Here is a 24,709-nt window from a genome sequence, read left to right as displayed (position 1 = left end):
GTCGAAAACTGCGTAACTCTTTGTTTACCAAGGAGTTTTCCGTTTCGACTGCGCCGGAAGTGGGGCGAATTATAGACGTCCAGAATCTGCCGTCAATACTTAATTTAGTTTTTCTATCCTGACGGGTGAAAGCGGCCGATCAGGCACCGTAATCAGCCTGACCCCACTACGCTTATATAGAGACGATTCAACGAGCACCCCCGCCATGAAGATCTCCCTGAAGCTGGCCGTGTTCAGCATTGCAGCAGTTCTGGTCTATCTCGGGCTCGCCATTCTGGGACTGGGTGGCTTTGCTGCGTTTCTCTCGCATCCAGCCCTGATGATCATTGCCCTTGCGACGCTGGCGATGGTGGGAGCTTCGTTGCTCACCGAAGCCAACTTGAACTCCGGGGTACGTGAAGACCGGGCCAACCGTTGGGTGCTACCGGTATTTGGGGTGATTGGCGTGTTGTCCGCGTTTATTCCGGCCTATACCGACCGAATGGACTTCTGGACCCTTGATGGCGAAGGCATACGCTGGGTTGGCGCAGCACTATTCATTGCGGGCGGCGCGTTGCGGATCTGGCCCGTGTTCGTACTTGGCAAACGCTTCAGCGGCCTGGTCGCCATTCAACCTGGGCATACGCTGGTGACTGACGGTATCTACCGAAGGCTGCGTAATCCGAGTTATCTCGGTTTATTGATCAACGCGCTGGGTTGGGCGCTGGCCTTTCGCTCCAGTGTCGGGATCGTGCTCGTCCTCCTGCTGCTCCCAACCCTCATTGCTCGCATAAACGCCGAAGAAGACCTGTTGCGCAGTGAGTTTGGTGCCGAGTATGACGCTTACTGTGCCAAGACCTGGCGGCTCATCCCCGGGCTCTACTGAGATCAGCGCCCGGTGCTTGCACAGCCAACGCTTACCTCTACTCCGCCGAAGCACGCGCCATGCAGCGCTGATAACGCTCATCGACACGCTTGGCGAACCAGGCCGTGGTGAGCTTTCGAGTGATTTTCGGGCTTTGCAACTGGATACCCGGCAGGATTGCCCTGGGCAGCGGCTTGCCTTCAGCCGTTTCCGCCAGTTCGAACACCTTCTTATATAGCTTGCTGTCTTCAAATTCCAGGCGGTTCCCCAGCTCCAGCTGGTCCCTGATCGTCGTATTGCGCATGTCCAGCCGTTTACCCAACGCGCGAACCGCCAATTCCGTCGTGCCGGGCATGATCGAGTCGTAGCGGATCAGATCACCATCCAGTGCCAAACTGCTTCCCGAAGCGTGATTGAGCGCACTCTGAAACGCGGCGTTGCGGCTGGCGTACCAACCGGCATTGAAATCGGCGAAGCGGTACAACGCTTGGTGGTAACTCACTGGGTAGCCAAGCAAATGTGTAATGCCGAAGTACATGCCGCCACGGCGACTGAACACCTCATGACGAATCGAGCTGTCTACCGGATAGGGATAGTGCTGTGCGTGCTGCTCGGCAAACGCGACACTGACCTGCATCGGGCCAGCGGTATGCACCGGATTGAAACCACTAAACAGTGTTTTGCCCATCGGCACCCGGCCGATGAAATCGTCGAATATCGCGCTGAGTTCCTTCTCGCTGCGCGCCGCATTCAAGCGCTCGCTGTAACTTTTGCCATTGGTTGAGCTGACCTGCAAGGCTCCGCGCACCAACAGATCGGGAATGTGTGCCCTGGCAGCACGTCGATCGATTTCATCTCGGGCGATCTTTCCCAGCCCCGGCACTGTCGGGTCGGTTTGAAAGGTTGACTCCTGCTCGGTTACCGCCAGCACCGAACACAGGTTCTGCGTGGTGGGCGGGATCGTTTGTGCCGCAAACGCTGCATAAATGTCGGCGGCCCAACCTTCACGGTCTGCGGTGCTGCTCGGCAACAAACGGGCAATCTGCGCTTTCACCTGTACGGGCGTCGGTTGAGCCGCTTGCCGAGCAGCCTGATTCGCGCAGCCGGCCAATAGCAACAACGTAACTACACTCATGATCAATCGATGGGATCGCATTTTTTACATGGGTCCTTTTAAGCGCTCTGACCGCCGAGGATATCGCTTCTTGAACCATTGCATCGGAGGATGCAAGCACCTCGGTCAATCGGATCTAAACTGGATACACCCCTGTTCAGCGGGACTCTCGACCGAGGGCAACGACATGAACCGCAGCGATGTACTGATCGTTGGCGCCGGCCCCACAGGACTGGTCCTGGCGCTGTGGCTCAGCAAGCTTGGAGTCCGGGTGCGCATACTCGACAAGACCAGCGCACCCGGCACCACTTCTCGCGCCCTGGCGGTTCAGGCACGGACGCTGGAATTGTACCGCCAGCTCGACCTCAGCCAAGCCGTGGTGCAGAACGGCCACAAAGTACCGGCAGTCAATCTGTGGGTCAAAGGCGAACCAGTGGCGCGGTTACCGTTCGAGGATATCGGCAAGGACCTGACCCCTTACTCGTTTCTGGAAATGTTCCCGCAGGACCAGCACGAGCGACTGTTGATCGAACGCCTGGAGCAGTTGGGCGTGGTGGTCGAGCGCGACACCGAGCTGATTGGTTTCACCGAACATGGCGGCAGCATTACCGCGCAGTTGCTCCTGCCCGACGGCCAGGAACATACCTGTCAGACCTGCTACCTGGCGGGTTGTGACGGCGCTCGTTCTACCGTGCGCAAGGCACTCGACATCGGCTTTCCCGGCGGCACCTACCAGCAAGTGTTTTATGTCGCCGACGTCGAAGCCTCAGGTCTGGCGCTCAATGGTGAACTGCATGTGGATCTGGATGAAGCCGACTTTCTGGCGGTTTTTCCGCTGGCTGGCGAAGGCCGTGCACGGTTGATCGGAACAGTGCGCGATGAACGCGCGGAACAGGCTGAAACCCTCAAGTTTGAAGACGTCAGTAGTCGGGCCATCGAGCACCTGAAAGTTCAGGTAAACAAGGTCAACTGGTTTTCGACCTACCGGGTCCATCACCGGGTAGCGGACACCTTCCGCTTCGGGCGCGCCTTTTTGCTCGGTGACGCCGCCCATGTGCACAGCCCCGCCGGCGGCCAGGGTATGAACACCGGTATTGGCGACGCGATCAACCTCGCCTGGAAACTCGCTGCCGTTCTCAATGGAGCAGCCAACGACAAACTGCTCGACAGTTATGAAGTCGAACGCATGGCCTTTGCCCGGCGACTGGTGGCAACCACCGACCGGGTGTTCAATTTCGTCTCCGCCGAAGGCGCAATGGCCGACGTGATACGCACCCGCATTGCACCGTTCCTGCTACCCAAAATGGTCTCATTTGAATTGGCGCGCGAGTATCTGTTTCGTACGGTGTCGCAAATCACCCTGAATTATCGCGGGATGCCTCTGAGCGAAGGCCACGCCGGCCATGTTTTTGGCGGTGATCGCCTGCCTTGGGCGCATGACAGCGAGACCGATAATTTCGACAGCCTGACAAGCCTCAACTGGCAGGTTCACGTATACGGCGACACCAGCGAAGAAATGCTCGCCTGGTGCGCCGAGCATCACTTGGCACTGCACGTTTTCGACTGGCATCCGACCCACGAAGCCGCCGGGCTGGCGCGCAATGGCTTCTATCTATTAAGGCCCGACAGTTATGTGGCCGTCGCCGACCTGTCCGCCGACCCGAAAGTCATCGAGCGTTACTTCCGGGACCACGGGATCAAACCGTTCCTCTGGTAACAATGGAACGCCCGGCGGCTTAGATGCCGCTCAACGCCAGGTCCATCGCAAAGTAGGTGAAGATCAGGTCCGCGCCCGCCCGCTTGATCGCCCCCAGACTCTCGCGCACCACACGGTCCTCATCGATCGCACCGGCGGCGGCACCGAACTTGATCATCGCGTATTCGCCACTCACCTGATAGGCCGCCAACGGCAAACGCGACGCTTCGCGGATATCACGGATGATGTCCAGATATGCACCAGCCGGCTTGACCATCAGCGCATCAGCGCCTTCCTGCTCATCGAGCAACGATTCGCGCACTGCTTCACGACGGTTCATCGGGTTCATCTGGTAACTTTTACGATCGCCTTTGAGCGCACTGCCACCGGCTTCACGGAACGGGCCATAGAGCGCCGAGGCAAATTTGGTCGAATAGGCCATGATCGAAGTCTGGCTGAAGCCGGCTTCGTCGAGCGCCCGGCGAATCGCCTGGACCTGCCCGTCCATTGCCGCTGAAGGCGCAATCACGTCGGCCCCGGCCCGTGCAGCGGCGACAGCTTGCTTGCCGAGATTGATCAGGGTCTTGTCGTTATCGACTTCCCCCGCATGCATGACCCCACAGTGACCATGATCGGTGTACTCGCAAAAACAGGTGTCGGACATCACGATCATCTCCGGCACCGCGTCCTTGCAGATCCGTGCCATACGCGACACCAGACCGTTTTCATTCCAGGTGTCGCTGCCGCTGCCATCCAGGTGATGGGAGACCCCGAAAGTCATTACCGACTTGATGCCCGCCCGCGCATAGCGTTCGATTTCGCCTGCCAGTTTCGACTCCGGAATCCGCCGCACGCCGGGCATGCTGGTAATCGGCACGAAATCGTCGATTTCTTCTTCGACAAAGATCGGCAGCACCAGGTCATTGAGGGTGAACTCGGTTTCCTGGAACAGACTGCGCAACTGCGGATTGCGACGCAAACGACGTGGACGAGCTTCGGGGAACTGGCTGGACATGGGTTTTCCTGGCAGGAGGCCAACGGCCTGGACAAGACGAAAGTCATAAAGGAAGGGAGCTTATGCCCCTCTCCCACGTCGACACAAACGTAAGTTGAAGAACAGTTTATTTCCGATTCGGTAACAGTTTGGCGGCGAGCAACGGTCAAGAAGCTCGCCAGCGTTACAGGTTCAAGCTGCCGTCGATACAGGTCACGACCGAGCCGCCGATCCAGATGTCAGCGCCAATCCGCTCGACCTGAATTCTCCCGGCGCGGCCCATGGTCAGGCCCTGGCTGACCACGTAAAAATCCGGCGCCAACCCCTCGGCCAATAACCATTGGGCAACGCCGGCATTCAAGCTGCCGGTGGCCGGATCTTCGGGCATGCCGTCCCCGGAAATGAACGCGCGCACCTCAAACTGGGCCTCGTCGCCATCACGTTCGGGGTGCCACGGCGCAATGACACCGATCGCCAGCCCGAGCATCTGTGAATGATCGGGTTGCAGCGCCAGCACTTGCTCACGCTCGGCGAGCATCACGGCCAACCAGCCAGCACCGTTATCAACCCATTGCGCCCGAATAATCGCACCGGCTTCCAGCCCGAGCCCAAGGCGCACCCGCTCCACCAGTGCCACATCCAGCGGGCCGGACTTGAGCAACGGTGGTGCGAGGAACGCCAGGTCGGTGCCACGGCGGCGGATTCGCACCAGGCCAACGCCACACTCCTGAATGATCTCCTCACCCTTGGGAATGCCACCGGCCTCCAGCCAGGCATGACAACTGCCCAGGGTCGGATGACCGGCAAACGGCAACTCCTGCAAGGTGGTGAAGATTCGGACTCGATAATCGGCCCGCGAATCGCCGGGCTCCAGCAAGAAGGTGGTTTCGCTGAGGTTGGTCCAGGTCGCAAACGCCGCCATGCGTTCGTCACTCAGTTCGTCAGCCCCCAAGACCACGGCCAACGGGTTGCCCTTCAGTGCAACACGGCTGAAGACGTCCACCTGTTTGAAGTCGTATCGAGGCATTGCTCTTCCTTAAGCCGGGCTAAATCATGGAGTCGTGACGCTTGCCGTCACTTGGGAATTTCCAGCCCGCGAATCACTGCCGGCCGTGCCAGGAAGCGCTCCAGCACGCGCAATACGTTCGGGAAGTTGTTGATCCCGACCAGATCCCCCGCCTCATAGAAACCGATCAGGTTTCGCACCCACGGGAACGTCGCGATATCGGCAATGGTGTAACGCTCACCCATGATCCAGTCGCGGCCTTCCAGGCGACCGTCGAGCACTTTAAGCAAACGCTTGCTCTCTTCGACGTAGCGGTCACGCGGGCGCTTGTCCTCGTAGTCCTTGCCGGCAAATCTATGGAAAAAGCCCAACTGACCAAACATCGGTCCGATGCCACCCATCTGGAACATCAACCACTGAATCGTCTCGTAACGTGCGGCCGATTCCTGCGCCAGCAGTTGCCCGCTTTTGTCGGCGAGGTAGATCAGAATCGCTCCGGACTCGAACAATGCCAGTGGCTGATCACCCGGCCCGTGGGGGTCCAGGATCGCCGGAATCTTGTTGTTGGGGTTCAGTGACAAGAATGCTGGAGAGAACTGATCATTGGTATCGAAACCCACCCGGTGCGGCTCGTAAGGCAAGCCGGTTTCTTCGAGCATGATCGAGACTTTGACACCGTTGGGTGTCGGCAACGAATAGAGCTGTATCCACTCGGGAAACTGCGCAGGCCATTTCTCAGTAATCGGGAATGCAGACAAATCGGTCATGGTGAACATCCAGTGACAGTTGAATGGCGGTGATGGGGGCTGGTCGCGGCAGATGCCCGGCCTTCAAGGCGGTTAGATTATAAGCACGACGCTGATGGGGCCAGGTTAATTCAGAAACATTCTGTCGATAACCTTCCGGTCAGCCAACCCGCTCCGCAGATAAAGTAATGCGCGCCGATTCGAATCGAACCAAAGGGCGCACGTGGACTCCAAGGCTGCCCTTGCGTTAGACGAATCGACCCCACGACATGAAAAGCACTTTGAAGCCGCGAGCTTCCGGTGTGATGTTTTGTCAGCCTTAAACGAATGCGCTGAAGAATAATAACTCAATGAAAAAGCACCTGAACTTCGTTAAAACCCTGAAGCCGCGCCCCCTGGTGTTTTGTGCGGCCTTGCTCATGACCTGCGTCCTGTTCCTGGCGCTGGAAGCCAGTGAGACCCGCGCCCAACCGGCTGACGGCACCCAGACCCTGGTGTTCTTGCGCCATGCAGAAAAGCCCGCCGGAGGTCTCGGCCAGCTGAACTGCCAGGGCCTGAACCGCGCGATCAAACTGGCAGAGCTACTGCCAGAAAAGTTCGGCAAAGCCAATTACGTGTTTGCCGCCAATCCGACACGCAACGTCGAGGAAGGCGAGTTCAACAACTCCTACAGCTACCTCCGCCCCCTGCTGACCATCAGCCCCACCGCAATCAAACTCGGGCTGCCGGTGAACATCGAATTTTCGGCCAACGACATCAGCGAACTGGCCGACGAGCTACTTCACGCCAAGTACCGCAACTCGATCATCTACACGGCCTGGTCCCACGGCTATCTGCCGGAGTTGATCAACAAGGTGGCGGAAGAGGCCACCGGTGAAAAACGCGCCCTTCTCGATGACTGGCCATCCAACGATTTCGACTCGCTGTATGTGCTGACTCTGACCTGGCACAACGGCAAGGCCACCTTGCTCAGTCATCGTTACAAGCAAGAGCTGAACAACGGCCCGCAGACGTGTCCCACATAACGGGTCGGCGTGTGCCCACCGTTTCCGGGCCTCTGGACTAAACTGCACTGGAGTATGATGCCCCACTGTCCTAATTGTCCGGAGCCTCTGTATGTCCAACTCCTTAGCGGTCCCCAACCGGGGCCTGGCGCTCTGGTGGAAACCCGCCCTGTTCCTGCTGGTTGCCTGTATCGGCCTCTACTACGTCAAGTGGTCGCCCTACTACCTCAAGGCATTCGTGGCTGCCGACAGCCACAGCATCGGCGCCTCCATCCTCAACGATGAACAAACCTCACCGCTCGCCGCTGCACTGGTGTACGCCAAGGTGTACTTCCTGGCGATCTGGAAAGCGGCCGTACTGGCGGTGATCCTGGGTTCGCTGTTGCAGGTATTGATTCCGCGAGACTGGCTGCTGCGCTTGTTCGGCCGTGCCGGTTTTGCTTCGACCTTGCGCGGTGGCTTGTTCGCCTTGCCAGGCATGATGTGCACCTGCTGCGCCGCGCCCGTGGTGTCCGGCATGCGCCGTCAGAACGTCTCGGTGGGGGCGGCATTGGCATTCTGGATTGCCAACCCGGTACTCAACCCGGCAACGCTGGTGTTCATGGGCTTCGTACTCGGCTGGGGCTTTACCGCACTGCGGCTGGTGGCGGGAATTGTGCTGGTGCTGGGTGTTTCGTTGGTCGCCCAACGCATCTCGCGACCCGATTACATGCCGGAGGCGGCGCTGGAAGCAGTGGCCGAAGCGACCCGCACAACCGACGCACAACCCTTTCTGAGCCGCTGGGCGCGGACCTTGTGGCAATTGTTCTGGACCACTATTCCGATCTACGTGCTGGCAGTCCTGGTTCTGGGCGCTGCCCGGGTCTGGCTGTTCCCGCATGTGGACGGCGCAATGGCCAACAGTTTGCTATGGCTGATACCGCTGGCCATCGTCGGCACACTGTTCATGATTCCCACCGCCGCGGAAATCCCCATTGTGCAAACCATGATGACCCTGGGTTTGGGCACCGCACCGGCCGTGGCGCTACTCATGACCTTGCCGAGCATCAGCCTGCCGTCGCTGTTGATGCTGCGCAAGGATTTCGATACCCGGGTGCTGGTAACCGTAGCCGTGCTGACCATGCTGGTTGGCGTGATCTGCGGCCTGATCGGCGCGATGGTGCTTTAAACGGGGATTGCAGGCGCTGGTGTTAACCAGCGCTTGCGTCTCGATCTTAACGATTACCGCGCTCACGCAAATACTCAAGCACCGCAGCCTCCTCCCCCACAAACTCGATTCGGTCGCCTTTCTTCTCGCGCTGGAAGGCGTACATCGGGTCGTAATACTCGTTCAGCAAACCTTCGATCCAGCCACGGTGCAAGTCCACTGCACCGCTGCGTGCCTGCTCGGCCAACGCGGCCTCCATCAAATCGAACATGCGCTGATGACGCTCGCCACCCAGGCGTTTGCTGATGTTGTTGAGGCTTGCCAGCATACGTTCGGAGAACTGTGCAAACCCCTCGTCGCCATACACAGCGATGAATTCGGCGCAGAGATTCACCACGTAATCGCGCAGGATCCGCTCGACCCGGTCTTGCAGGCTGTCTTCGAGCCAGACCATCGGAAAACGTTGCATGCCCTGATACAGCGGCAGCGGTAAGGCACAACTGCCGACCATACGGCTTTCATCTTCGAGCACGAACTGTTCAATGCCACGGGCACGCTTTTTCAGCACGTCCACCGCCAGGCGGTTCTCGAAGTCGATGTTGCCGGGTTGACCGGTCGCACGCTTGCCGAAGCTGGAACCGCGATGGTTGGCGTAACCTTCAAGGTCCAGACCATTGCTCAATTGGGTGAGGACATCGGTTTTGCCGGTGCCGGTCATGCCGCCGAGCAACACGAAATCACACTGTTCGACGGCCTGATCGACCGTTTCCAGCAGGAAAGTCCGCATCGCCTTGTAGCCGCCACCAACCCGAGGGTAGTCGATGCCCGCCTCGTCCTTGAGCCATTGCTGGACGATCTGCGAACGTAAACCGCCGCGAAAGCAATACAGGTAACCGTCGGGATTGGCCCGGGCAAAATCAGCCCAGGCCTGGATGCGCGCCGCCTTGATCTCACCCGAGACCAACTGATGCCCGAGCACAATGGCGGCCTGCTGACCGTGCTGTTTGTAACAAGTGCCGACCCGCTGGCGCTCATTGTCCGTCATCAGCGGCAGGTTGATCACCCCAGGGAACGCCCCCTTGGTGAACTCGACCGGCGCGCGGACATCCATCATCGGCCGGTCGTTGAGGAAGATGTCGCGGTAATCAGTGAAATCGATAAGCATCAAATCACCTCTACCGCGTTGCTCTGTCGCTCAACCAGTTCACCGATCGGCGCCAGGTTCAGGCCCAATTCGGCAGCAACGGCAAGAAACTGCTCGTTGCCCTCGGGCGTCACGGCAACCAGCAAACCACCGCTGGTCTGCGGATCGCACAGTACGCGCTTGTGCAATTCCTGTATGCGTCCGACCTTGTTGGCGTAGCTGTCGAAATTACGCAGGGTACCGCCCGGCACGCAGCCTTGATCGAGGTAGTACTCGACACCCGGCAAACGTGGCACGCGGTCGTAATCAATACGCGCGGTCACGCCGCTGCCATCGGCCATCTCCACCAGATGCCCCAGCAACCCGAAACCGGTGACGTCGGTCATGGCGGTCACGCCGTCGAGTTTGCCGAAACGGCTACCGGGTTTGTTCAGTGTGCACATCCAGTCACGGGCCAGGCCGACGTCGCTGGCGCGCAGCTTGCCCTTCTTCTCGGCGGTGGTGAGGATGCCGATGCCCAGCGGTTTGGTGAGGTACAGCAAGCAACCGGCGGTGGCCGTGTCGTTGCGCTTCATGTGGCGCTTTTGCACCAGCCCGGTGACCGCCAGGCCGAAGATCGGCTCCGGCGCATCGATCGAGTGCCCGCCGGCCAATGGGATACCCGCCTCATCGCAGATCGAACGGCCGCCGCGAATCACTTCCCGGGCAATCTCCGGCGCCAGCACGTTGACCGGCCAGCCAAGGATCGCAATCGCCATCAACGGATCGCCGCCCATCGCGTAGATATCGCTGATGGCATTGGTGGCGGCAATGCGGCCGAAATCGAACGGATCATCGACAATCGGCATAAAGAAGTCGGTGGTCGACACCACGCCACGCTCGTCGTCGATGGCATACACCGCCGCATCGTCGCGCGATGCATTACCCACCCAGAGCTTAGGGTCGAGATTCTGCGCGCCGCTGCCGGCCAGAATCACCTCCAGCACCTGAGGTGAAATCTTGCAGCCACAACCTGCGCCGTGGCTGTATTGGGTCAGGCGAATCGGCTCGCTCATGGGGGCACCTCTGGAATTCAAGTTCAACAATTCTAACAGAGCACGGCGCAAGCGCTGGCAGAGCCTGCCCCGCTTTCGAGCAGACACGCTCGCCAAGGGAGCAAATTGCTAACCAAAACGTCAGCTAATTCACAAAATCTCCCTTTATTTCAATCGTCTGTTCCAAGTTGGTCCGCAACATGCAAACGTTTGCGTCAGTCACGTGAACGCCCGATCACTACATGAGCGCTCACGTTCGGCCAACCACTGCACGAACAGGGATTTTCAATGCACGCCACTTCCAGACGCACCGCGTCCTGCCCCACTGTTGCTGTTTCCTTGCTACTAAGCGCCGTTACGGGACTACTCAGCTGCGCTGCCCTGGCTCAAGAAAAAACCGTTGATGAATCCGCCCAAGGCGAGACGCTCAGCGCTGAAGCCAGCCCACCAAAGAAAGGCGCGTACCTGTCGGACTGGTTCAATCAGGATCTGACGCTGATCGGCAGCAAGGACATTAGCTTCGGCCCGCAACCGGCCGACGACGTTTACCTGGAATACGAGTACTTCGGGCGCAAGGGGCCATTCGAACTGTATGGCTATATTGACGCCCCGAAGATCCTCGGCATCGGCAACAGCCACGACAAAGGTGCCTGGGACCACGGTTCGCCGTTGTTCATGGAGCACGAGCCACGTATTTCCATCGACTACCTGGCCGGTCGCAGCCTGGCGGTCGGGCCGTTCAAGGAATGGTATGTCGCGTTCGACTGGATCTACGACCACGGCAGCAGCACCGCCAATCGCGCCAACACGCTTTACAGCGGCCTGGGCACCGACATCGACACCCATTCGCGGGTCAACCTGTCGGCCAACTTCTATGGGCGCTATCAGTGGGAAAACTACGGCGCCAGCAACGAGTACTCGTGGGACGGGTATCGTGCCCAGTTGAAGTACATCGTGCCCATCGACCGCTTCAGCAATGGCGCGTCACTGACTTACATTGGCTTCACCAACTTCGACTTTGGTTCGGACCTGCATAAAGACAATCCGGCACGCACGGCCAACGCCACCGTGGCCACCAACGTATTGCTCTATTCATTCACGCACCTGCGCTTCACCCTGGTCGGGCGTTATTTCCATAACGGCGGTAACTGGGAGGATGGCAGCGAGTTGAATTTCGGTGAAGGCAACTTCCGCGCTCGTTCCGATGGTTGGGGTTACTACGCAGGTGTCGGGTATCAGTTTTGAGTGACAAGCTGCTTCGCTATCAACATCTACCAAGGAGGTTCCATGCACACCGTCACACGCCTTTCTCTGTCCGCCGGCCTGGCCTTCAGCGCCCTGCTCTCTTCCAGTGTCTGGGCAGCCGAGGCCCCGATCACGCCGAAAGTCATGCTGATCAGCATGTTCGCCCCGGAAGCGCAAACCTGGATTGATCGCCTGGAGCTCAAGCAGGAGATCCGCGTGCCGGGGCTTTCTGCCGAGTATCCGAGCATTCGCTGCAATACGCAGCAGGTGTGTCTGATGGTCACCGGTATGGGTCAGACCAACGCCGCGGCATCCACGCTGGCATTGGCCCTGTCACCGAAATTCGACCTGCGCAAAAGCTATTTCCTGATTGCCGGAATCGCCGGCATCAACCCGCACCACGGCACTATCGGCACCGCCGCGTGGGCGCATTATCTGGTGGAGTTCGGCACGCAATGGGAACTGGATTCGCGGGACGCTCCCAAAGAGTGGCCGACCGGTTACATCGGCATCAACACCAAAGGTCCGAACGAAAAACCGCCGCTGGACTACAAGACCGAAGTCTTCGAACTCAACCCGAAGCTGCAAGCCAAAGCCTTCGCCCTGAGCGCGAAAGTTGTTCTGAGCGAAAGCCAGGAGTCCGCCGCGTGGCGGGTGAAATACCCCTACGCGCCGGCCAATCAACCACCGGTGGTCACTCAATGCGACACGCTGGCCGGCAATACCTGGTTTTCCGGAACACGCCTGAGCGAACGTGCCGAAGTCTGGACCCGTTTGCTGACGGACAACAAAGGCGTTTACTGCACGACTCAGCAGGAAGACAACTCGACGTATGAGGCGCTGTTGCGTGCCAGCCGTGAAGGCCTGGTGGATATCCAGCGCCTGGCGGTGGTGCGCGCTGGCTCCGACTTCGACCGTCCATATCCGGGTTACAGCGAAGTCGACAACCTGCTCAAGTACGCCGATCAGGGTGGTTTTGTGCCGGCCCTGGAAAACCTCTTCCGCACCGGCAACCCGCTGGTGCAGGAGATTCTGAAGAACTGGTCGGCGTGGGAGAAGGGTGTGCCTGAGGCATAACCTGTGGCGAGGGAGCTTGCTCCCGCTCGACTGCGAAGCAGTCGTAATGCAGACGACGCGTTCCGACATTTGGAACGCGACTATCGTTACTGGGCCGGCTGCGCCGTCCAGCGGGAGCAAGCTCCCTCGCCACCGTCATCACCCGTCGATGGAACACCTCGAACCCGACAGCCATCACGGCAACAAAATCACCTTGTCGCCACCGCCCTGATTCACCTCGGCATAACGCTCAAGCCCCTCGGCCAGTGGCGACTCCAGCAGCCCATCCGGCAACGGCAACAACCCGTCATCGAAAAACCGGCCAAACTGCTCAAGCATCGCCGCGCAGGCTTCGACGCCGTACAGCAACGAGTTGATCCCGACCACCGAACCACCCCGGCGATACAGCGCCAACGCGGGCAGTTGCACCTGCCCGTCGACGGGTGCGGCGATGATTGCGATGCGGCCGAAGGTGGCCAACGCCGCTACCGACGCCGGCAGCCAAAAACCGGTGGTATCGAAAATCACGTCGGCACCACCGGTGAAAATCGCATTGACCTGAGCGCCCAGCGCTTCCGGTGTTTCCAGTTGAATCGTGTTAAAGCCCTGGGCCTGCAAGGCCTTGACCTGCTCGGGACGTCGCGCTGCCGCCAACACCTCGGCACCGCGAATTTTTCCCAGCGCCAGCGCCGCGCTACCCACTGCGCCACCACCGATCACCAGTAAACGGGTTTGCGCGCTCACCAGACTACGTTCCAGCGCATCCCACGCCGTGGTGTAGGGCACGCCAAGGCTGGCAGCCTGGGCAAAGCTCAAATGCGTTGGCTTGAGGGCGACGCCCTTGGCCGGCAGCTTCACGTATTGCGCATGCGAGCCATCGGCGAAAAAACCCAACTCGCGGCCCGTGCCCCAGACTTCCTGACCGATCAGCGCCTGCGGGCCTTCAACCACCACGCCGGCGAAGTCGCGCCCGGGAATCCGTGGCAGCGTGGTGTAGGGAAAACGTCCAAGCACGTTCTTCACGTCGCTGGGATTCAGGCCCGCAGCCTTGATCTGCACCAACACCTCGTTGGCGCCCGGAACCGGGGTGGGTACCTCAACGTAACGCAGGGCCGCCAGATCACCGATTTTATCGAATTGCAGTGCTTTCATGGGAATGTCCATCTGACAAATGAAGGGATTTCAGGAGATCCAGCCAGCGACCAGTTGCCGCCCCATCGGCCACAGCTGCTCACCGGCCAACATGCCCAGCAACCCCACCAATGCAATGGCCGGTGGCGCGGGCGAACGAAAATCCAGCGCGCCGTAGAGCAGGCCGACGCCAAGACCAATAGCCACTGAAATGAGGTAGTTCATGCTGAGCTCCGTGTAATCGGGGATACACAGAGTCTAGAGAATGGTCGCCAAAGCGATCGGCCAAGTACTTCAGGATTTCGGCCAAATGCCCTGCTACGGCGCGGAGCTGAAATCGCCTTCGCGGGCGAACTGCGAGGGTGCAACACCCAGCTCGCGGCGAAACATGTCGCTGAAGCTGCTCGGCGAATAGCCCAGTTCACGGGCGATTGTGCTGACCGGCACGCCCTGGATCAGCTCGGCGACTGCAATCGCCAATTGCACCTGACGCCGCCATTCGGCAAAACCCATGCCCAACCCATCCTTGAACAACCGCGCCAGGGTGCGCACGCTGGCGCCGGCATTTTCGGCATGCTGTTCGAAGGGGATATCCAGAGACGGTGCAGCCATGACCGCCTGACAGAGATTGACCAGCCGCCGCTCGGCGTTGTCCGGCATGGGAATCTTCAACAGCGAACGTTTCGCCCGTTTCAGCTCCAGCAACGCCAGCCCCACCAGCGCCTCATAATAGTCCGTCGGCCCACTGTCGCCCTGCTCGACCAACCCGAGAATCAACTCGCGCAGCAAACCGCCGACCTCGATCACCTGAACGCTGCTGTCCAACGTCGCAGCCAACGCGGGGCGCAGGTAGATATTGCGCATCTGCAGGTCCGAGACCACCCGAATCCCGTGCACCACCCCCGGTGGCAACCAGACCGCCCGTTGCGGCGGCACGACCAATGCTTCGTCGGGTGTCTCGACCCACATCACCCCGCTCATCGCATACAACAACTGGCCCCAGACATGTTCGTGCGGCTCGATGTACAGGCCGCGCGGATAGGTGCGCGCCAATGGCTGCACCGGCACATCGGTGTCGCTGAGATCAGGCGGAGCGGCAAGGGCCATGGGCAAGAATCGTGATGTAAGGGAGAAGGCCCCATGGTAACGAGGCGCCACGACTGCCGCCAGTTGACACCCGCTCAACGTGGAGCACAAACGGCTCCACGTTCAGGCGGATGTTTTCAGCCGTGAGCCCCCTTGGCGCATTGGCAACCCGCCGAGGTGCAGGCTTCGCCATGCTCGTGATGCTTGGCGCAACCCTCGCAGCAATAGTGTTTACCGTGGCGGACGATAGAGTGCTCACCCAGTTTACAGTTGCAGTTGGGGCAGGCGCAGGTCGTTGCTTTCATCTAACTGACTCCATGTGTGTGGTGGTCCAGAGGCGGCACCAATGCCGCACCTGAAGCAATGACCGCACATTGAAAACCGGTTCCGATGACGTGACAGGCGGCCTTCGCTCATCTCTTAGGGTAGTCGATGCACTCGCAACCATGACCTGCGATTGCAATCTGCGTACCCAAGCCGGAAATGGCATGACGAAGCCGGGTATGCTGTGACAACAATGACAATTGACCAAGGACTTGGCCGTGCTGCTTTTGAAACTGTCGCTAATCCCCGGATTTCTCTTACTGATATCCCTCGCCGGCAAACGCTGGGGACCGAGCGTAGCCGGTTGGCTGTCGGGATTGCCGGTGGTGGTGGGGCCAATTCTGTTTTTTCTGGCCGTCGAACAGGGCCCGGTCTTTGCGACGCAAGCAGCCACCGCGGCGTTGTCAGCGATGTTTGCGATGATTGCGTTCTGCGTGGTTTACGCCCAGGCGGCGCAAAAATTCAACTGGCCTGCAGCGTTGTCGATCGCCCTGCTGAGCTGGGCCACGGCGGCCGTGGTGTTGTCGCTGATTCCAGCGTCACTGGTGTTTTCGACCCTCGCGGCGATCACTGCGTTGCTCGCGGCACCTTATCTGTTCCCGCATGTTCAACCCTTGGTTTCAGGCCCTGCGCCGAAATCCGACAAACTCTTGCTGCGCATGCTGGCCGGGGCGCTGTTGACCCTGGCGGTGACCTTGCTCGCCAGCACCGTCGGCGAGCGTTGGAGCGGCTTGCTCGCGGTGTTCCCGGTGCTCGGCAGTGTCATGGCGGTGTTCTCTCAACAAACCCGGGGGCCCGCATTCACCGCCGCGTTACTGCGGGCCACGGCCACCGGCATGTATTCGTTCGCGGCGTTCTGCCTGACGCTGGCTTTGGCACTGCCTCGTTGGGGGTGGAGCGCATTCGTCCTCGGCGTGGCAGTGTCCCTTGGCATGTTGCTGATCACCAAGCGGCTGGCCGCACCATCGCGTGGTAATGCCCGGCGAATGCCTGAAGTGACGATCGAGCCAAGCGACCCGCAACCACGGTAGCCAGCGAACGCCCAGCCGATTGTGCCGAGTAAGGATCCGAACCCACGCCGTGCGCGTCAAATGACCTCACGTCGCCTCTGGCACCTTGATTCAAGATCGCGCTGGAGTGATCAAGGTTGGCCGTGGGATGATCGCCGCCACTGCGCGATTACCCCGGAGAGTTTGCATGTCGTTGAGTAAAAAAGCCGTTGTCCTGTTGCTGACAGCGGTCACCAGCTTCGCTGCCGTGAGCGTTTACGCTGCCAAGCAACCGGCCGCGAAAACCGCACCTGCGCAAAAAATCTCGGCGCTGGGCGGGAAATTCGCTTTCACCTTGCCTCAGGGCTTTATCGCCAACCCACTGCCTGGTGGTGATGCCGCCAAGGGCACCGCTGGCGCAACGGGCACCATGTACACCAATCAGGCGAGCAAAACCGTACTGATCATCGCTGAAAATACCTTGCCCAATAGTCTGAATGTCAAAGACAACGACACTGCTTTTCTGGACGAATCAGTGTCCGGTTTTGCCACTCAGCAACGCGATGCCTTGCCTGACTTCAACAAGCAAAGCGAGAAAAGCCTGACCATCAAAGGCCTGGGCCTGCGCCAGATCGACAGCACCGCCACCCAGGGCGGCGGTCTGACGCTCGACACCAGCCTGCTGGCAGGTTCCGGCACGCGCATGATGCTGATCCAGATCATCTCCCGCGCCGACGACAAGGCTGGGCATGCGGCATTGGTCAAACAGATCCTTGGCGATAAATAAGCCTTCGGCTACTGATTGATCCGCAGCAACCAGGCGTTCAAATCCTGCATTTCGGCCGCACTGATGGTGTGGCCGACGCCTGGATAGGCATGAAACTCAGGCGTGAGCGCAATGCCCTGCAACAGGCTGTTGGCCTCGCTGCCATCGCTGTAGGGCAGTTTCAGGTCGGCCGTCCCGTGACCGATGAAAATCGCCAACGGCTCAAGCGCCTTGTCGGCCTTGAGCTGCGACCTTAACACTGGCAAAACCTTACCGCTCAACGCCGCAATCCCGCGTACCGTCTCGGGATGACGCAAGGCAACTTCATACGACATGATCGCGCCCTGGCTGAACCCCACCAAAAACACCTTGTCGGCCTCCGTGTGATACTTCTTCGCCGCCTGCGCCACGAAATCGACAATCAGCGCGCTGCTGCTATTCAGGTCATCGGTATCGCCGTCATAGGCGCCTTCACCCTTCTTGCGAAACCACTGATAACTGTCCGCCTCCACCGCCTGCGGCGCCCGCACCGACAGATATGTGTACTGCGCCGGCAACTCGTCCTTGATGTCGAACAGGTCCTCTTCGTTACTGCCCGAACCGTGGAGAAAAATCACCAACGGCTGATTGCGTGAATCAGGATTGGACTGCTCAAGGTACGGCAACGGCAAATCATCGTTGAGCGCCGCATGGGCAACGGAAGACACCATCAACATCAACACAGCAAAAAAACGGAACATGGACCTTCCTTAAAAATACGGCGAGCTCGCCCCAGAGCCTAACACCACAAGAAGCGCTCCCGAAAACCGCCTCAACCACTCAACAGGCCGAGCGTTAGCTCGCCTGCCGCTGTTGATCTTGATCCACCCGCCCCTTCGGAAGGCCGAGCGCAGGTGTTCATCAGGGGGGTGGGCGCGCAGCGCCGTACGGCGCAGCCGGACACATCGAGAGGAGGTCGTCGCGAAGCAGACCGTAGGCGATGCCCCCTGATGGACACCGGAGTGAGGGTACGCCGAGCCTAGGCGAGGTGCCGTACGCTTGGGGCGAAGACCTTTGCTTCCTTTGGGGCGTCTGCCAAAGGGAGTCGCCGTCAGGGCGAAACCCCAAGTGGCCGTTACCACAGGAATGGATATGTACACCTGCAAGAGGTTGATCGGCTGTCAGGCCGTCATCGCGAGCAAGCTCAGCTCCCACAGTAGATCTATGTACATCTGCAAGAGATGGGTCGGCTGTCCGGCCGCCATCGCGGGCAAGCCCGGCTCCCACAGTAGATCTGTGTACATCTGCGGGAGATGGGCCGGCTGTCAGGCCGTCATCGCGAGCAAGCTCGGCTCCCACAGGAGATGGGGCAGCCAGACCAGACTCAATCGTTGACCAGTTTCCCAACCCGAATCGCTTCCCGCCCCGCCACCTTCGCCTGCCAGATCCCCGGCTGCGTATACCGCCCGCGATCCAGCGCAAACAACACCCCGCTGGTCCCGGCACACACCACCGTCACCCGATCACTCAACGGATCGACCACCTCAAACAACGCATCGCCCTTCTCGACCCACTCCCCCGCCTCACGCAGAAAACTCACCACCCCGTGATGCGGTGCAAACAGATACTCCGTGCCCTCGAACGGCATCCCCTCACAGCACTCGCCCGGCGCTTGCGGCCACTGCCCGGCAATAAAACCCTGCTCCGCCAGGAACCCGAGGATCGCCTCGCAATTGGCCTGAGCCTGATCAACCCGCGTGTCACCCATGCTCCCCAATTCCAGCGTCGTCGCCAGGTTGGACGGTGGAATCGACGCCTCTGGAAACGCCTTGGCCAGCCGCAACCACGGCGACGAACAGGACTCATCGAACGAACTGCCACCGGAGTCTTCGCACAACAACGCCACACCGGCCTTCAACCGCGCCGCCAGAGACTGCCACCGCGGCCAGTGTTGCGGCAGCGCATAAAGATGAATGACCGCCTCGAAATCGCAATGCAGATCCAGGGTGATCTCAGCCTCACAGGCATGCCGCAACAGCAAACGGTGCAGGGCTTCCAACTGTGAAGCCGGTGCTGGCAACCGGTCGAGAACCTGACCCATGGTCTGACGGATCAACGCAATGTTGGCCTCGGCGTCGCTGCCCAACTGCGAACCGATCAGCTCCCCCACCGGCCCGCTGAGTTCATAGAACGCCCGGTTGAAATTCTTCCCGCTGCCCAGCTCGAAACGGCCCATGTGGGCGCTTTGCAGATGCTGGTCCAGGCCAATCGGGTTGGCCACCGGCACCAGTTCGATAACGCCGTTGAGCTGGCCCTGGGCTTCAAGTTCGGTGAGACGCTTCTTCAGCTCCCAGGCCGTGCGCATGCCCGGCAGCTCATCGGCATGCAGGCTGGCCTGAATGTAGACCTTGCGCGGACCCGCGCCAAAACGAAACACACTGAGGCTGCGCTCGGTGCCGAGGTGGCTCCAGGGCAATTGATGGTCGATACGTTGCATGGCGGGCTCCTGTGTTGAACTCTGCCTGGTGACCTTTGCGTTTGCCTTCAGACGTCTGTAACCGGCCTTCAGAAACGCCTCGTTTTCAGTCAAGATGCCACAGGTTCCGACGGAAAAGCCGACCGTACAACCCTTCGCCACCAGAGAGCCGCGCCATGCCCGAGCAATCGACCTCGCTGAACCTGATCCAGCACCACCCCGCCGAAGGCCCGGGGGCGATTGACGATTGGGCCGAGTCCCGAGGGCTGACGCTGAAGGTGTTTCGCGCGGACCTTGGTCAGCTTCCGCCCGCAGGCGCTGCGCCGGTGATCATTCTGGGCGGACCTTACGAGGCCAACGCAGGTCCGCAGTGGCTGGCAGAAGAACGCAAGTGGCTGGCGGCAAGCATCGCACAGGGCGCGCCGGTATTCGCCATTTGCCTGGGTGCGCAATTGCTGGCCCTGAACCTGGGTGGAAATGTGCGGCGAATGACCCGGACCGAAACCGGCTGGACCACGGTTACCTTCGCCGATGGGCGCGCATTGAACGTGCTTGAATGGCATGAGGACGCGATCGATCTGCCACCCGACGCCCGATTGCTGGCCAGCAGCGCCCAGTGTGAGCAGCAGATGTACGCCGTCGGCTCGACCCGCGTGGGATTGCAGTTTCATCCGGAATGGAACGCCGAGTCGGTAGCGCTACTCAATGCCCACTTCGGCAATGAGTCCCCCCTGCCCCGCGATCAGGACGACAGCGCCGCTTACCGCCTAGTGTTCGACTGGTTGCAGGCGACGCTGGATGAGTGGCATGCAACCGCGTCCAGGGTCTAGCAATTCCCCCTGTGGCGAGGGAGCTTGCTCCCGCTCGGCTGCGAAGCAGTCGTAAACCTGTCAGTGCGTTCTCTCAGGATAAACGCATCAACTTTATGGCGACCGCTCGCGATCGAGCGCGAGCAAGCTCCCTCGCCACAAGAGCTGACTCGACGGCGTGTCGTGATCAGCACTCGCATCCGATTGCCGCACTGGTTGGGCGTTCAACCGGGTGGCTCAGTTCAAAGCCTTCATCCAGCCAGCCGGTCACTCCGCCGATCATTTCCTTGACCGGGTATTCCAGCGCTGCGAGCTTCACCGCAGCCTTGTTCGCGCCGTTGCAGTGCGGACCGGCGCAATACACCACGAACAGCGTGGTTTTCGGGTAAGCCGCCAGGACCTCGACGTTGATCAAGCGCCCAGGAATGTTGATCGCGCCCGGCACATGTCCGCGCTCGAACGCCAGTGGACCCCGTACATCCACCAGAACGAAGTCCACGTCACCCGCCTGCTGGCTGCCAAAGACGTCGGAACAGTCGGTTTCAAAGGTCAGGCGATTGCTGAAATGCATCAGGGCAACGGCGGACGGGGCGGCAGGAATTTCGCGAACCAGACTGGTCATGGGTGCTCTCCAAAGCGTGTGTGGGCGTGAGAGGACTGTATCCAACTCGCCGATACCGCTACAGTGGCGCACAAGACACTCACTGGGAATTTTCCGCCAAATGCACACTGAACCCGGATTAGTCGCGATTCTGGCCTACGACGGTCTCTGCACCTTCGAGTTCGGGATTGCCGTGGAGATCTTCGGGCTGGCACGGCCAGAGTTCGACTTTCCTTGGTACGAACACCGGATCGTCGCTGTCGATCAGGGGCCGATGCGCGCCATGGGCGGCATTCAGGTATTGGCGGACGGCGGCATGGAGCTGCTGGACACCGCGCGGACCATCATCATTCCCGGTTGGCGCAGCCGCACTGAACCAGTGCCTGAAGCCCTACTTTCGGCCCTGCGCCAAGCGCATGCCCGAGGCGCGCGGCTGCTGTCGATCTGCTCCGGGGTGTTTGTACTCGCAGCCACGGGGTTGCTCGACGGGCTGAGCGCAACAACTCACTGGCGTTATACCGAGGAACTGTCCGAACGCTTCCCGAACATTCTGGTCGACCCCGACGTGCTGTATGTCGATGCGGGGCAGTTGATCACGTCCGCCGGCAGCGCCGCCGGCATTGACGCGTGCCTGCACCTGGTGGCACGGGACTTTGGCACCCAGGTCGCCAACTCGGTGGCACGCCGGTTGGTGATGTCGCCGCAACGCACTGGCGGCCAGGCACAGTTCATTCCCGCCCCCGTCAGCCGCACTCCCCGCAGCGATCTGTCGCGCGTCATGCAATGGGCCCGCGAACGCCTGCATGAACCGTTGGGTGTGCGCGAACTGGCGAGTCAGGCAGCCATGAGCGAGCGAACTTTTTTACGACGGTTCAGCGAAGCCACCGGTGCCTCGCCCAAATCCTGGCTGCAACAACAACGGCTGGCACGCGCCCGGGAACTGCTGGAAAGCAGCGCGCACAACACCGAGTCCATCGCGCTGCAATGTGGTTACCGTTCGGTGGAGAGTTTTCGGGTGGCGTTTCGCAGCGTGGTCGGGCTGCCGCCGTCGGTGTATCGGGAGCGGTTTGGCCGCGAAGTGAAAGCGCTGTCGATGTGAGGGGTGATTGCCAATCCACTCACCCGCAAACACAGCAATACTGCGTTTGCGGGTGATGTACAGCGCCGCGGCTTAGTGCCCGCTGCGCAGCATTTCGTTCGGCACATATTTGCCGATTTCAAACTTGCCGATCGCTGCGCGGTGCACTTCGTCCGGGCCATCGGCCAGACGCAGCGTACGTTGCATGGCGTACATGTAGGCCAGCGGAAAATCGTTGGAGACACCCGCACCACCGTGGATCTGAATCGCCCGGTCGATCACCTTCAAGGCCACATTCGGCGCCACCACCTTGATCTGGGCGATTTCGCTTTTCGCCACTTTGTTGCCCACGGTGTCCATCATGTAGGCGGCTTTGAGGGTCAGCAGCCGCGCCATGTCGATCTCCATCCGCGAGTCGGCGATCTTGTCGATATTGCCGCCCAAGCGTGCCAGCGGTTTACCGAAGGCGGTGCGGTTGATCGAGCGCTTACACATCAACTCCAGTGCGCGCTCCGCCATGCCGATCGAGCGCATGCAGTGGTGAATCCGGCCTGGGCCAAGGCGCCCCTGGGCGATTTCGAAGCCACGGCCCTCACCCAGCAACACGTTCTCATAAGGCACACGGACGTTCTCGAACAGCACTTCGGCGTGACCGTGAGGTGCGTCGTCGTAACCGAACACCGGCAGCGGACGAACGATCTTCACGCCAGGCGTATCCACCGGCACCAGGATCATCGAGTGCTGCTGGTGACGCGGTGCGTCGGGGTTGCTCAGGCCCATGAAAATCAGGATTTTGCAGCGTGGATCGCATGCGCCGGAGGTCCACCACTTCTTGCCGTTGATCACCCATTCGTCACCATCGCGCACTGCACGAGCGGCCATGTTGGTGGCGTCGGAGGACGCCACGTCCGGCTCGGTCATGGCGAACGCCGAGCGGATCTCGCCGCGCAGCAGCGGCTCCAGCCAGCGCTGCTTCTGTTCTTCATTGGCGTAGCGCACCAACACTTCCATGTTCCCGGTATCCGGCGCCGAGCAGTTGAACGGCTCAGGTCCGAGCAAGGAGCGGCCCATGATTTCCGCCAATGGTGCGTATTCCAGGTTGGTCAGGCCGGCGCCCAGTTCGGACTCCGGCAAAAACAGGTTCCACAAGCCTTCAGCCTTGGCCTTGTTTTTCAGCTCTTCCATGATCGCCGTCGGCTGCCAGCGGTCGCCTTCAGCAACCTGGCGTTCAAACACCGCTTCGGCTGGATAAACGTAAGCATCCATGAACGCAGTCACGCGTTCACGCAGTTCCTGGACCTTGGGGGAATAGGCGAAATCCATGGGCAGCTACCTTTTTTGACGAGGTGTTGAAGACGTTGTTGAGGTCATGAATCGATGCTAGATCAGCGTTGATAATTTACCTAGCCTATTCTCGGCGTGTATTAACATTCATCACCGATATATGATCGACTGATCGAGCCCCCTGCTCCAATAACAAAAGCCAAGAGCGAAACGCCATGAACCTAAGCAAGGTTGACCTCAATCTTTTCATCGTCTTTGACGCGATCTACACCGAAGCCAACCTGACCCGCGCCGGGCAAATTGTCGGCATTACCCAGCCTGCGGTGTCGAACGCTCTGGCCCGCCTGCGCGAGACCTTCAACGACCCATTGTTCGTGCGTACCGCCCAGGGCATGGTGCCCACGCCCATGGCGCAAAACATCATCGGTCCGGTGCGCAACGCGCTGTCGCTGCTGCGGGTATCGGTGCAGGAAAGCCGGATTTTCAACCCGTTGCAGGCGGTCAAGACCTATCGCATCAGCATGACCGACCTCACCGAGGCGGTGATCCTGCCGCCGCTGTTCCAGCGCCTGCGACGCCTGGCGCCGACGGTGATCATCGAGAGTTTTCTGTCGAAACGCCGCGAGACCACCAAGGAACTCGCCGCTGGCCGCCTGGACTTTGCCGTCGATGCACCGCTCAACACCGATCCGCAAGTGCGTCACGTCAAGTTGATGGAAGATCGCTACGTGTGTGCCATGCGCAAGGGCCATCCGATGGCGAGCAAGGAAAAGTTCAGCCTCGACGACTACCTGTCACTGACCCATGTGCACATTTCCAGCCGCCGCAGCGGTCTCGGTTATGTCGACCTGGCCTTGGGCAAAATGGGCATCCAGCGCAAGATCGCCCTTCGCTCGCAGCATTACCTGATGGCCTCCCAGGTGTTGCAGCAAACCGACATGGTGATGACCGTACCGGAGCGTTTTGCCCGGCGTCATGACCTGCATGCCTTCTATCTGCCGGTCAATGATGTGCCGCCGGTGGAGACCCACCTCTACTGGCACGAAAGCACCGACCAGGACCCGGCCAACCGCTGGATGCGTGAGCAGATGATCGAGTTGTGCCAGCAAGTGACGGCGCATGAGAAGAAGCTCGACAAAATGTAGGAGCGGGGGGA

The 24,709-nt window shown here is 60.1% G+C and carries 25 protein-coding genes; 11 read left to right on the top strand and 14 right to left on the bottom strand.

Annotated elements, in window-relative coordinates; genetic code table 11:
* Nucleotides 1–205: 205 nt before the first annotated feature.
* Nucleotides 206–865 (top strand): methyltransferase family protein, encoded by a 660-nt coding sequence (locus tag AC1RJ3_RS20925; protein ID WP_493080257.1) that lies wholly within the window; start codon nt 206–208, stop codon nt 863–865.
* A gap of 37 nt (nt 866–902) precedes the next feature.
* Here the strand turns inward: AC1RJ3_RS20925 and AC1RJ3_RS20920 are convergent, their stop codons facing one another.
* A complete protein-coding gene (locus tag AC1RJ3_RS20920; RefSeq protein ID WP_054593100.1) occupies nt 903–2,000 on the bottom strand; it encodes a DUF1615 domain-containing protein in 1,098 nt (365 codons plus the stop codon).
* Nucleotides 2,001–2,145: 145 nt separating this feature from the next.
* Between AC1RJ3_RS20920 and AC1RJ3_RS20915 the strand changes: the two genes are divergently transcribed.
* A complete protein-coding gene (locus AC1RJ3_RS20915; RefSeq protein ID WP_493080255.1) occupies nt 2,146–3,675 on the top strand; it encodes an FAD-dependent oxidoreductase in 1,530 nt (509 codons plus the stop codon).
* A 19-nt stretch (nt 3,676–3,694) separates the two neighbouring features.
* Here AC1RJ3_RS20915 and hemB read toward each other — a convergent pair whose 3' ends face one another.
* The 3 genes from hemB to AC1RJ3_RS20900 form a co-directional block, all read right to left on the bottom strand.
* Entirely contained in the window at nt 3,695–4,669 is a 975-nt protein-coding gene (gene hemB / locus AC1RJ3_RS20910) for a porphobilinogen synthase (protein WP_019689616.1), read from the bottom strand.
* Nucleotides 4,670–4,832: 163 nt separating this feature from the next.
* Nucleotides 4,833–5,675, bottom strand: coding sequence for a PhzF family phenazine biosynthesis protein (locus AC1RJ3_RS20905; protein WP_493080253.1), 843 nt, complete (start codon nt 5,673–5,675; stop codon nt 4,833–4,835).
* A 47-nt stretch (nt 5,676–5,722) separates the two neighbouring features.
* Nucleotides 5,723–6,421 carry a glutathione binding-like protein gene (locus AC1RJ3_RS20900; protein ID WP_054593103.1) on the bottom strand — a complete coding sequence of 233 codons (699 nt, stop codon included), beginning with the start codon at nt 6,419–6,421 and terminating at the stop codon, nt 5,723–5,725.
* A 329-nt stretch (nt 6,422–6,750) separates the two neighbouring features.
* Between AC1RJ3_RS20900 and AC1RJ3_RS20895 the strand changes: the two genes are divergently transcribed.
* Nucleotides 6,751–7,425, top strand: a complete 675-nt coding sequence (locus tag AC1RJ3_RS20895; protein WP_054593104.1) for a hypothetical protein — start codon at nt 6,751–6,753, stop codon at nt 7,423–7,425.
* 91 nt (nt 7,426–7,516) lie between these two features.
* A complete protein-coding gene (locus AC1RJ3_RS20890) occupies nt 7,517–8,572 on the top strand; it encodes a permease (protein ID WP_347927330.1) in 1,056 nt (351 codons plus the stop codon).
* 46 nt (nt 8,573–8,618) lie between these two features.
* Here the strand turns inward: AC1RJ3_RS20890 and mnmH are convergent, their stop codons facing one another.
* Together mnmH and selD are read right to left on the bottom strand one after the other, a co-directional pair.
* Nucleotides 8,619–9,716 (bottom strand): tRNA 2-selenouridine(34) synthase MnmH, encoded by a 1,098-nt coding sequence (gene mnmH / locus AC1RJ3_RS20885; protein WP_493080250.1) that lies wholly within the window; start codon nt 9,714–9,716, stop codon nt 8,619–8,621.
* Nucleotides 9,716–10,750: a selenide, water dikinase SelD gene (selD, locus tag AC1RJ3_RS20880; protein WP_054593107.1), complete on the bottom strand. Its 1,035-nt coding sequence runs from the start codon at nt 10,748–10,750 to the stop codon at nt 9,716–9,718. Before selD ends, mnmH begins: the two co-directional genes overlap by 1 nt.
* Before the next feature lie 267 nt (nt 10,751–11,017).
* On the opposite strand from selD, the gene AC1RJ3_RS20875 reads away from it, so the two are divergent.
* The gene (locus AC1RJ3_RS20875; RefSeq protein WP_054593108.1) at nt 11,018–11,974 is read left to right on the top strand and encodes a nucleoside-specific channel-forming protein Tsx; all 957 of its coding nucleotides are present in this window, start codon (nt 11,018–11,020) and stop codon (nt 11,972–11,974) included.
* Between the two features lie 42 nt (nt 11,975–12,016).
* Nucleotides 12,017–13,051, top strand: coding sequence for a purine-nucleoside phosphorylase (locus AC1RJ3_RS20870; protein ID WP_493080247.1), 1,035 nt, complete (start codon nt 12,017–12,019; stop codon nt 13,049–13,051).
* A gap of 174 nt (nt 13,052–13,225) precedes the next feature.
* Here AC1RJ3_RS20870 and AC1RJ3_RS20865 read toward each other — a convergent pair whose 3' ends face one another.
* From AC1RJ3_RS20865 to AC1RJ3_RS20850, 4 genes are all read right to left on the bottom strand, one after another.
* A complete protein-coding gene (locus AC1RJ3_RS20865; RefSeq protein WP_493080245.1) occupies nt 13,226–14,182 on the bottom strand; it encodes a quinone oxidoreductase family protein in 957 nt (318 codons plus the stop codon).
* A 30-nt stretch (nt 14,183–14,212) separates the two neighbouring features.
* Complete coding sequence (locus AC1RJ3_RS20860; protein ID WP_081013678.1) at nt 14,213–14,386, bottom strand: DUF1427 family protein; 174 nt, start codon at nt 14,384–14,386, stop codon at nt 14,213–14,215.
* A gap of 93 nt (nt 14,387–14,479) precedes the next feature.
* Nucleotides 14,480–15,268 (bottom strand): AraC family transcriptional regulator, encoded by a 789-nt coding sequence (locus tag AC1RJ3_RS20855; protein ID WP_103320336.1) that lies wholly within the window; start codon nt 15,266–15,268, stop codon nt 14,480–14,482.
* 116 nt (nt 15,269–15,384) lie between these two features.
* A complete protein-coding gene (locus AC1RJ3_RS20850) occupies nt 15,385–15,552 on the bottom strand; it encodes a metallothionein (protein WP_019689605.1) in 168 nt (55 codons plus the stop codon).
* A 237-nt stretch (nt 15,553–15,789) separates the two neighbouring features.
* On the opposite strand from AC1RJ3_RS20850, the gene AC1RJ3_RS20845 reads away from it, so the two are divergent.
* On the top strand, nt 15,790–16,602 hold the full coding sequence (locus AC1RJ3_RS20845; protein WP_347927334.1) for a hypothetical protein: 813 nt from the start codon (nt 15,790–15,792) through the stop codon (nt 16,600–16,602).
* Nucleotides 16,603–16,768: 166 nt separating this feature from the next.
* Nucleotides 16,769–17,347, top strand: coding sequence for a DcrB/PsbP domain-containing protein (locus AC1RJ3_RS20840; RefSeq protein WP_493080242.1), 579 nt, complete (start codon nt 16,769–16,771; stop codon nt 17,345–17,347).
* Nucleotides 17,348–17,355: 8 nt separating this feature from the next.
* Here the strand turns inward: AC1RJ3_RS20840 and AC1RJ3_RS20835 are convergent, their stop codons facing one another.
* Both AC1RJ3_RS20835 and AC1RJ3_RS20830 read right to left on the bottom strand, forming a co-directional pair.
* Nucleotides 17,356–18,066, bottom strand: coding sequence for an alpha/beta hydrolase (locus tag AC1RJ3_RS20835; protein WP_493080240.1), 711 nt, complete (start codon nt 18,064–18,066; stop codon nt 17,356–17,358).
* Between the two features lie 623 nt (nt 18,067–18,689).
* Nucleotides 18,690–19,802, bottom strand: coding sequence for a succinylglutamate desuccinylase/aspartoacylase family protein (locus AC1RJ3_RS20830; RefSeq protein ID WP_493080238.1), 1,113 nt, complete (start codon nt 19,800–19,802; stop codon nt 18,690–18,692).
* A 155-nt stretch (nt 19,803–19,957) separates the two neighbouring features.
* On the opposite strand from AC1RJ3_RS20830, the gene AC1RJ3_RS20825 reads away from it, so the two are divergent.
* A complete protein-coding gene (locus AC1RJ3_RS20825) occupies nt 19,958–20,611 on the top strand; it encodes a type 1 glutamine amidotransferase (RefSeq protein WP_493080236.1) in 654 nt (217 codons plus the stop codon).
* 166 nt (nt 20,612–20,777) lie between these two features.
* Here AC1RJ3_RS20825 and AC1RJ3_RS20820 read toward each other — a convergent pair whose 3' ends face one another.
* Nucleotides 20,778–21,212: a rhodanese-like domain-containing protein gene (locus AC1RJ3_RS20820; RefSeq protein ID WP_493080234.1), complete on the bottom strand. Its 435-nt coding sequence runs from the start codon at nt 21,210–21,212 to the stop codon at nt 20,778–20,780.
* Nucleotides 21,213–21,312: 100 nt separating this feature from the next.
* Between AC1RJ3_RS20820 and ftrA the strand changes: the two genes are divergently transcribed.
* Nucleotides 21,313–22,290, top strand: a complete 978-nt coding sequence (ftrA, locus tag AC1RJ3_RS20815) for a transcriptional regulator FtrA (protein ID WP_493080232.1) — start codon at nt 21,313–21,315, stop codon at nt 22,288–22,290.
* A gap of 72 nt (nt 22,291–22,362) precedes the next feature.
* Here the strand turns inward: ftrA and AC1RJ3_RS20810 are convergent, their stop codons facing one another.
* Nucleotides 22,363–23,592, bottom strand: coding sequence for an acyl-CoA dehydrogenase (locus AC1RJ3_RS20810; protein ID WP_054596576.1), 1,230 nt, complete (start codon nt 23,590–23,592; stop codon nt 22,363–22,365).
* A gap of 176 nt (nt 23,593–23,768) precedes the next feature.
* Between AC1RJ3_RS20810 and AC1RJ3_RS20805 the strand changes: the two genes are divergently transcribed.
* A complete protein-coding gene (locus AC1RJ3_RS20805) occupies nt 23,769–24,698 on the top strand; it encodes a LysR family transcriptional regulator (RefSeq protein ID WP_054596575.1) in 930 nt (309 codons plus the stop codon).
* Nucleotides 24,699–24,709: the final 11 nt, after the last annotated feature.

Source organism: Pseudomonas sp. GW822-FHT04C11 (assembly GCF_058800905.1).
This window is presented reverse-complemented; position numbering and strand designations above follow the sequence as displayed.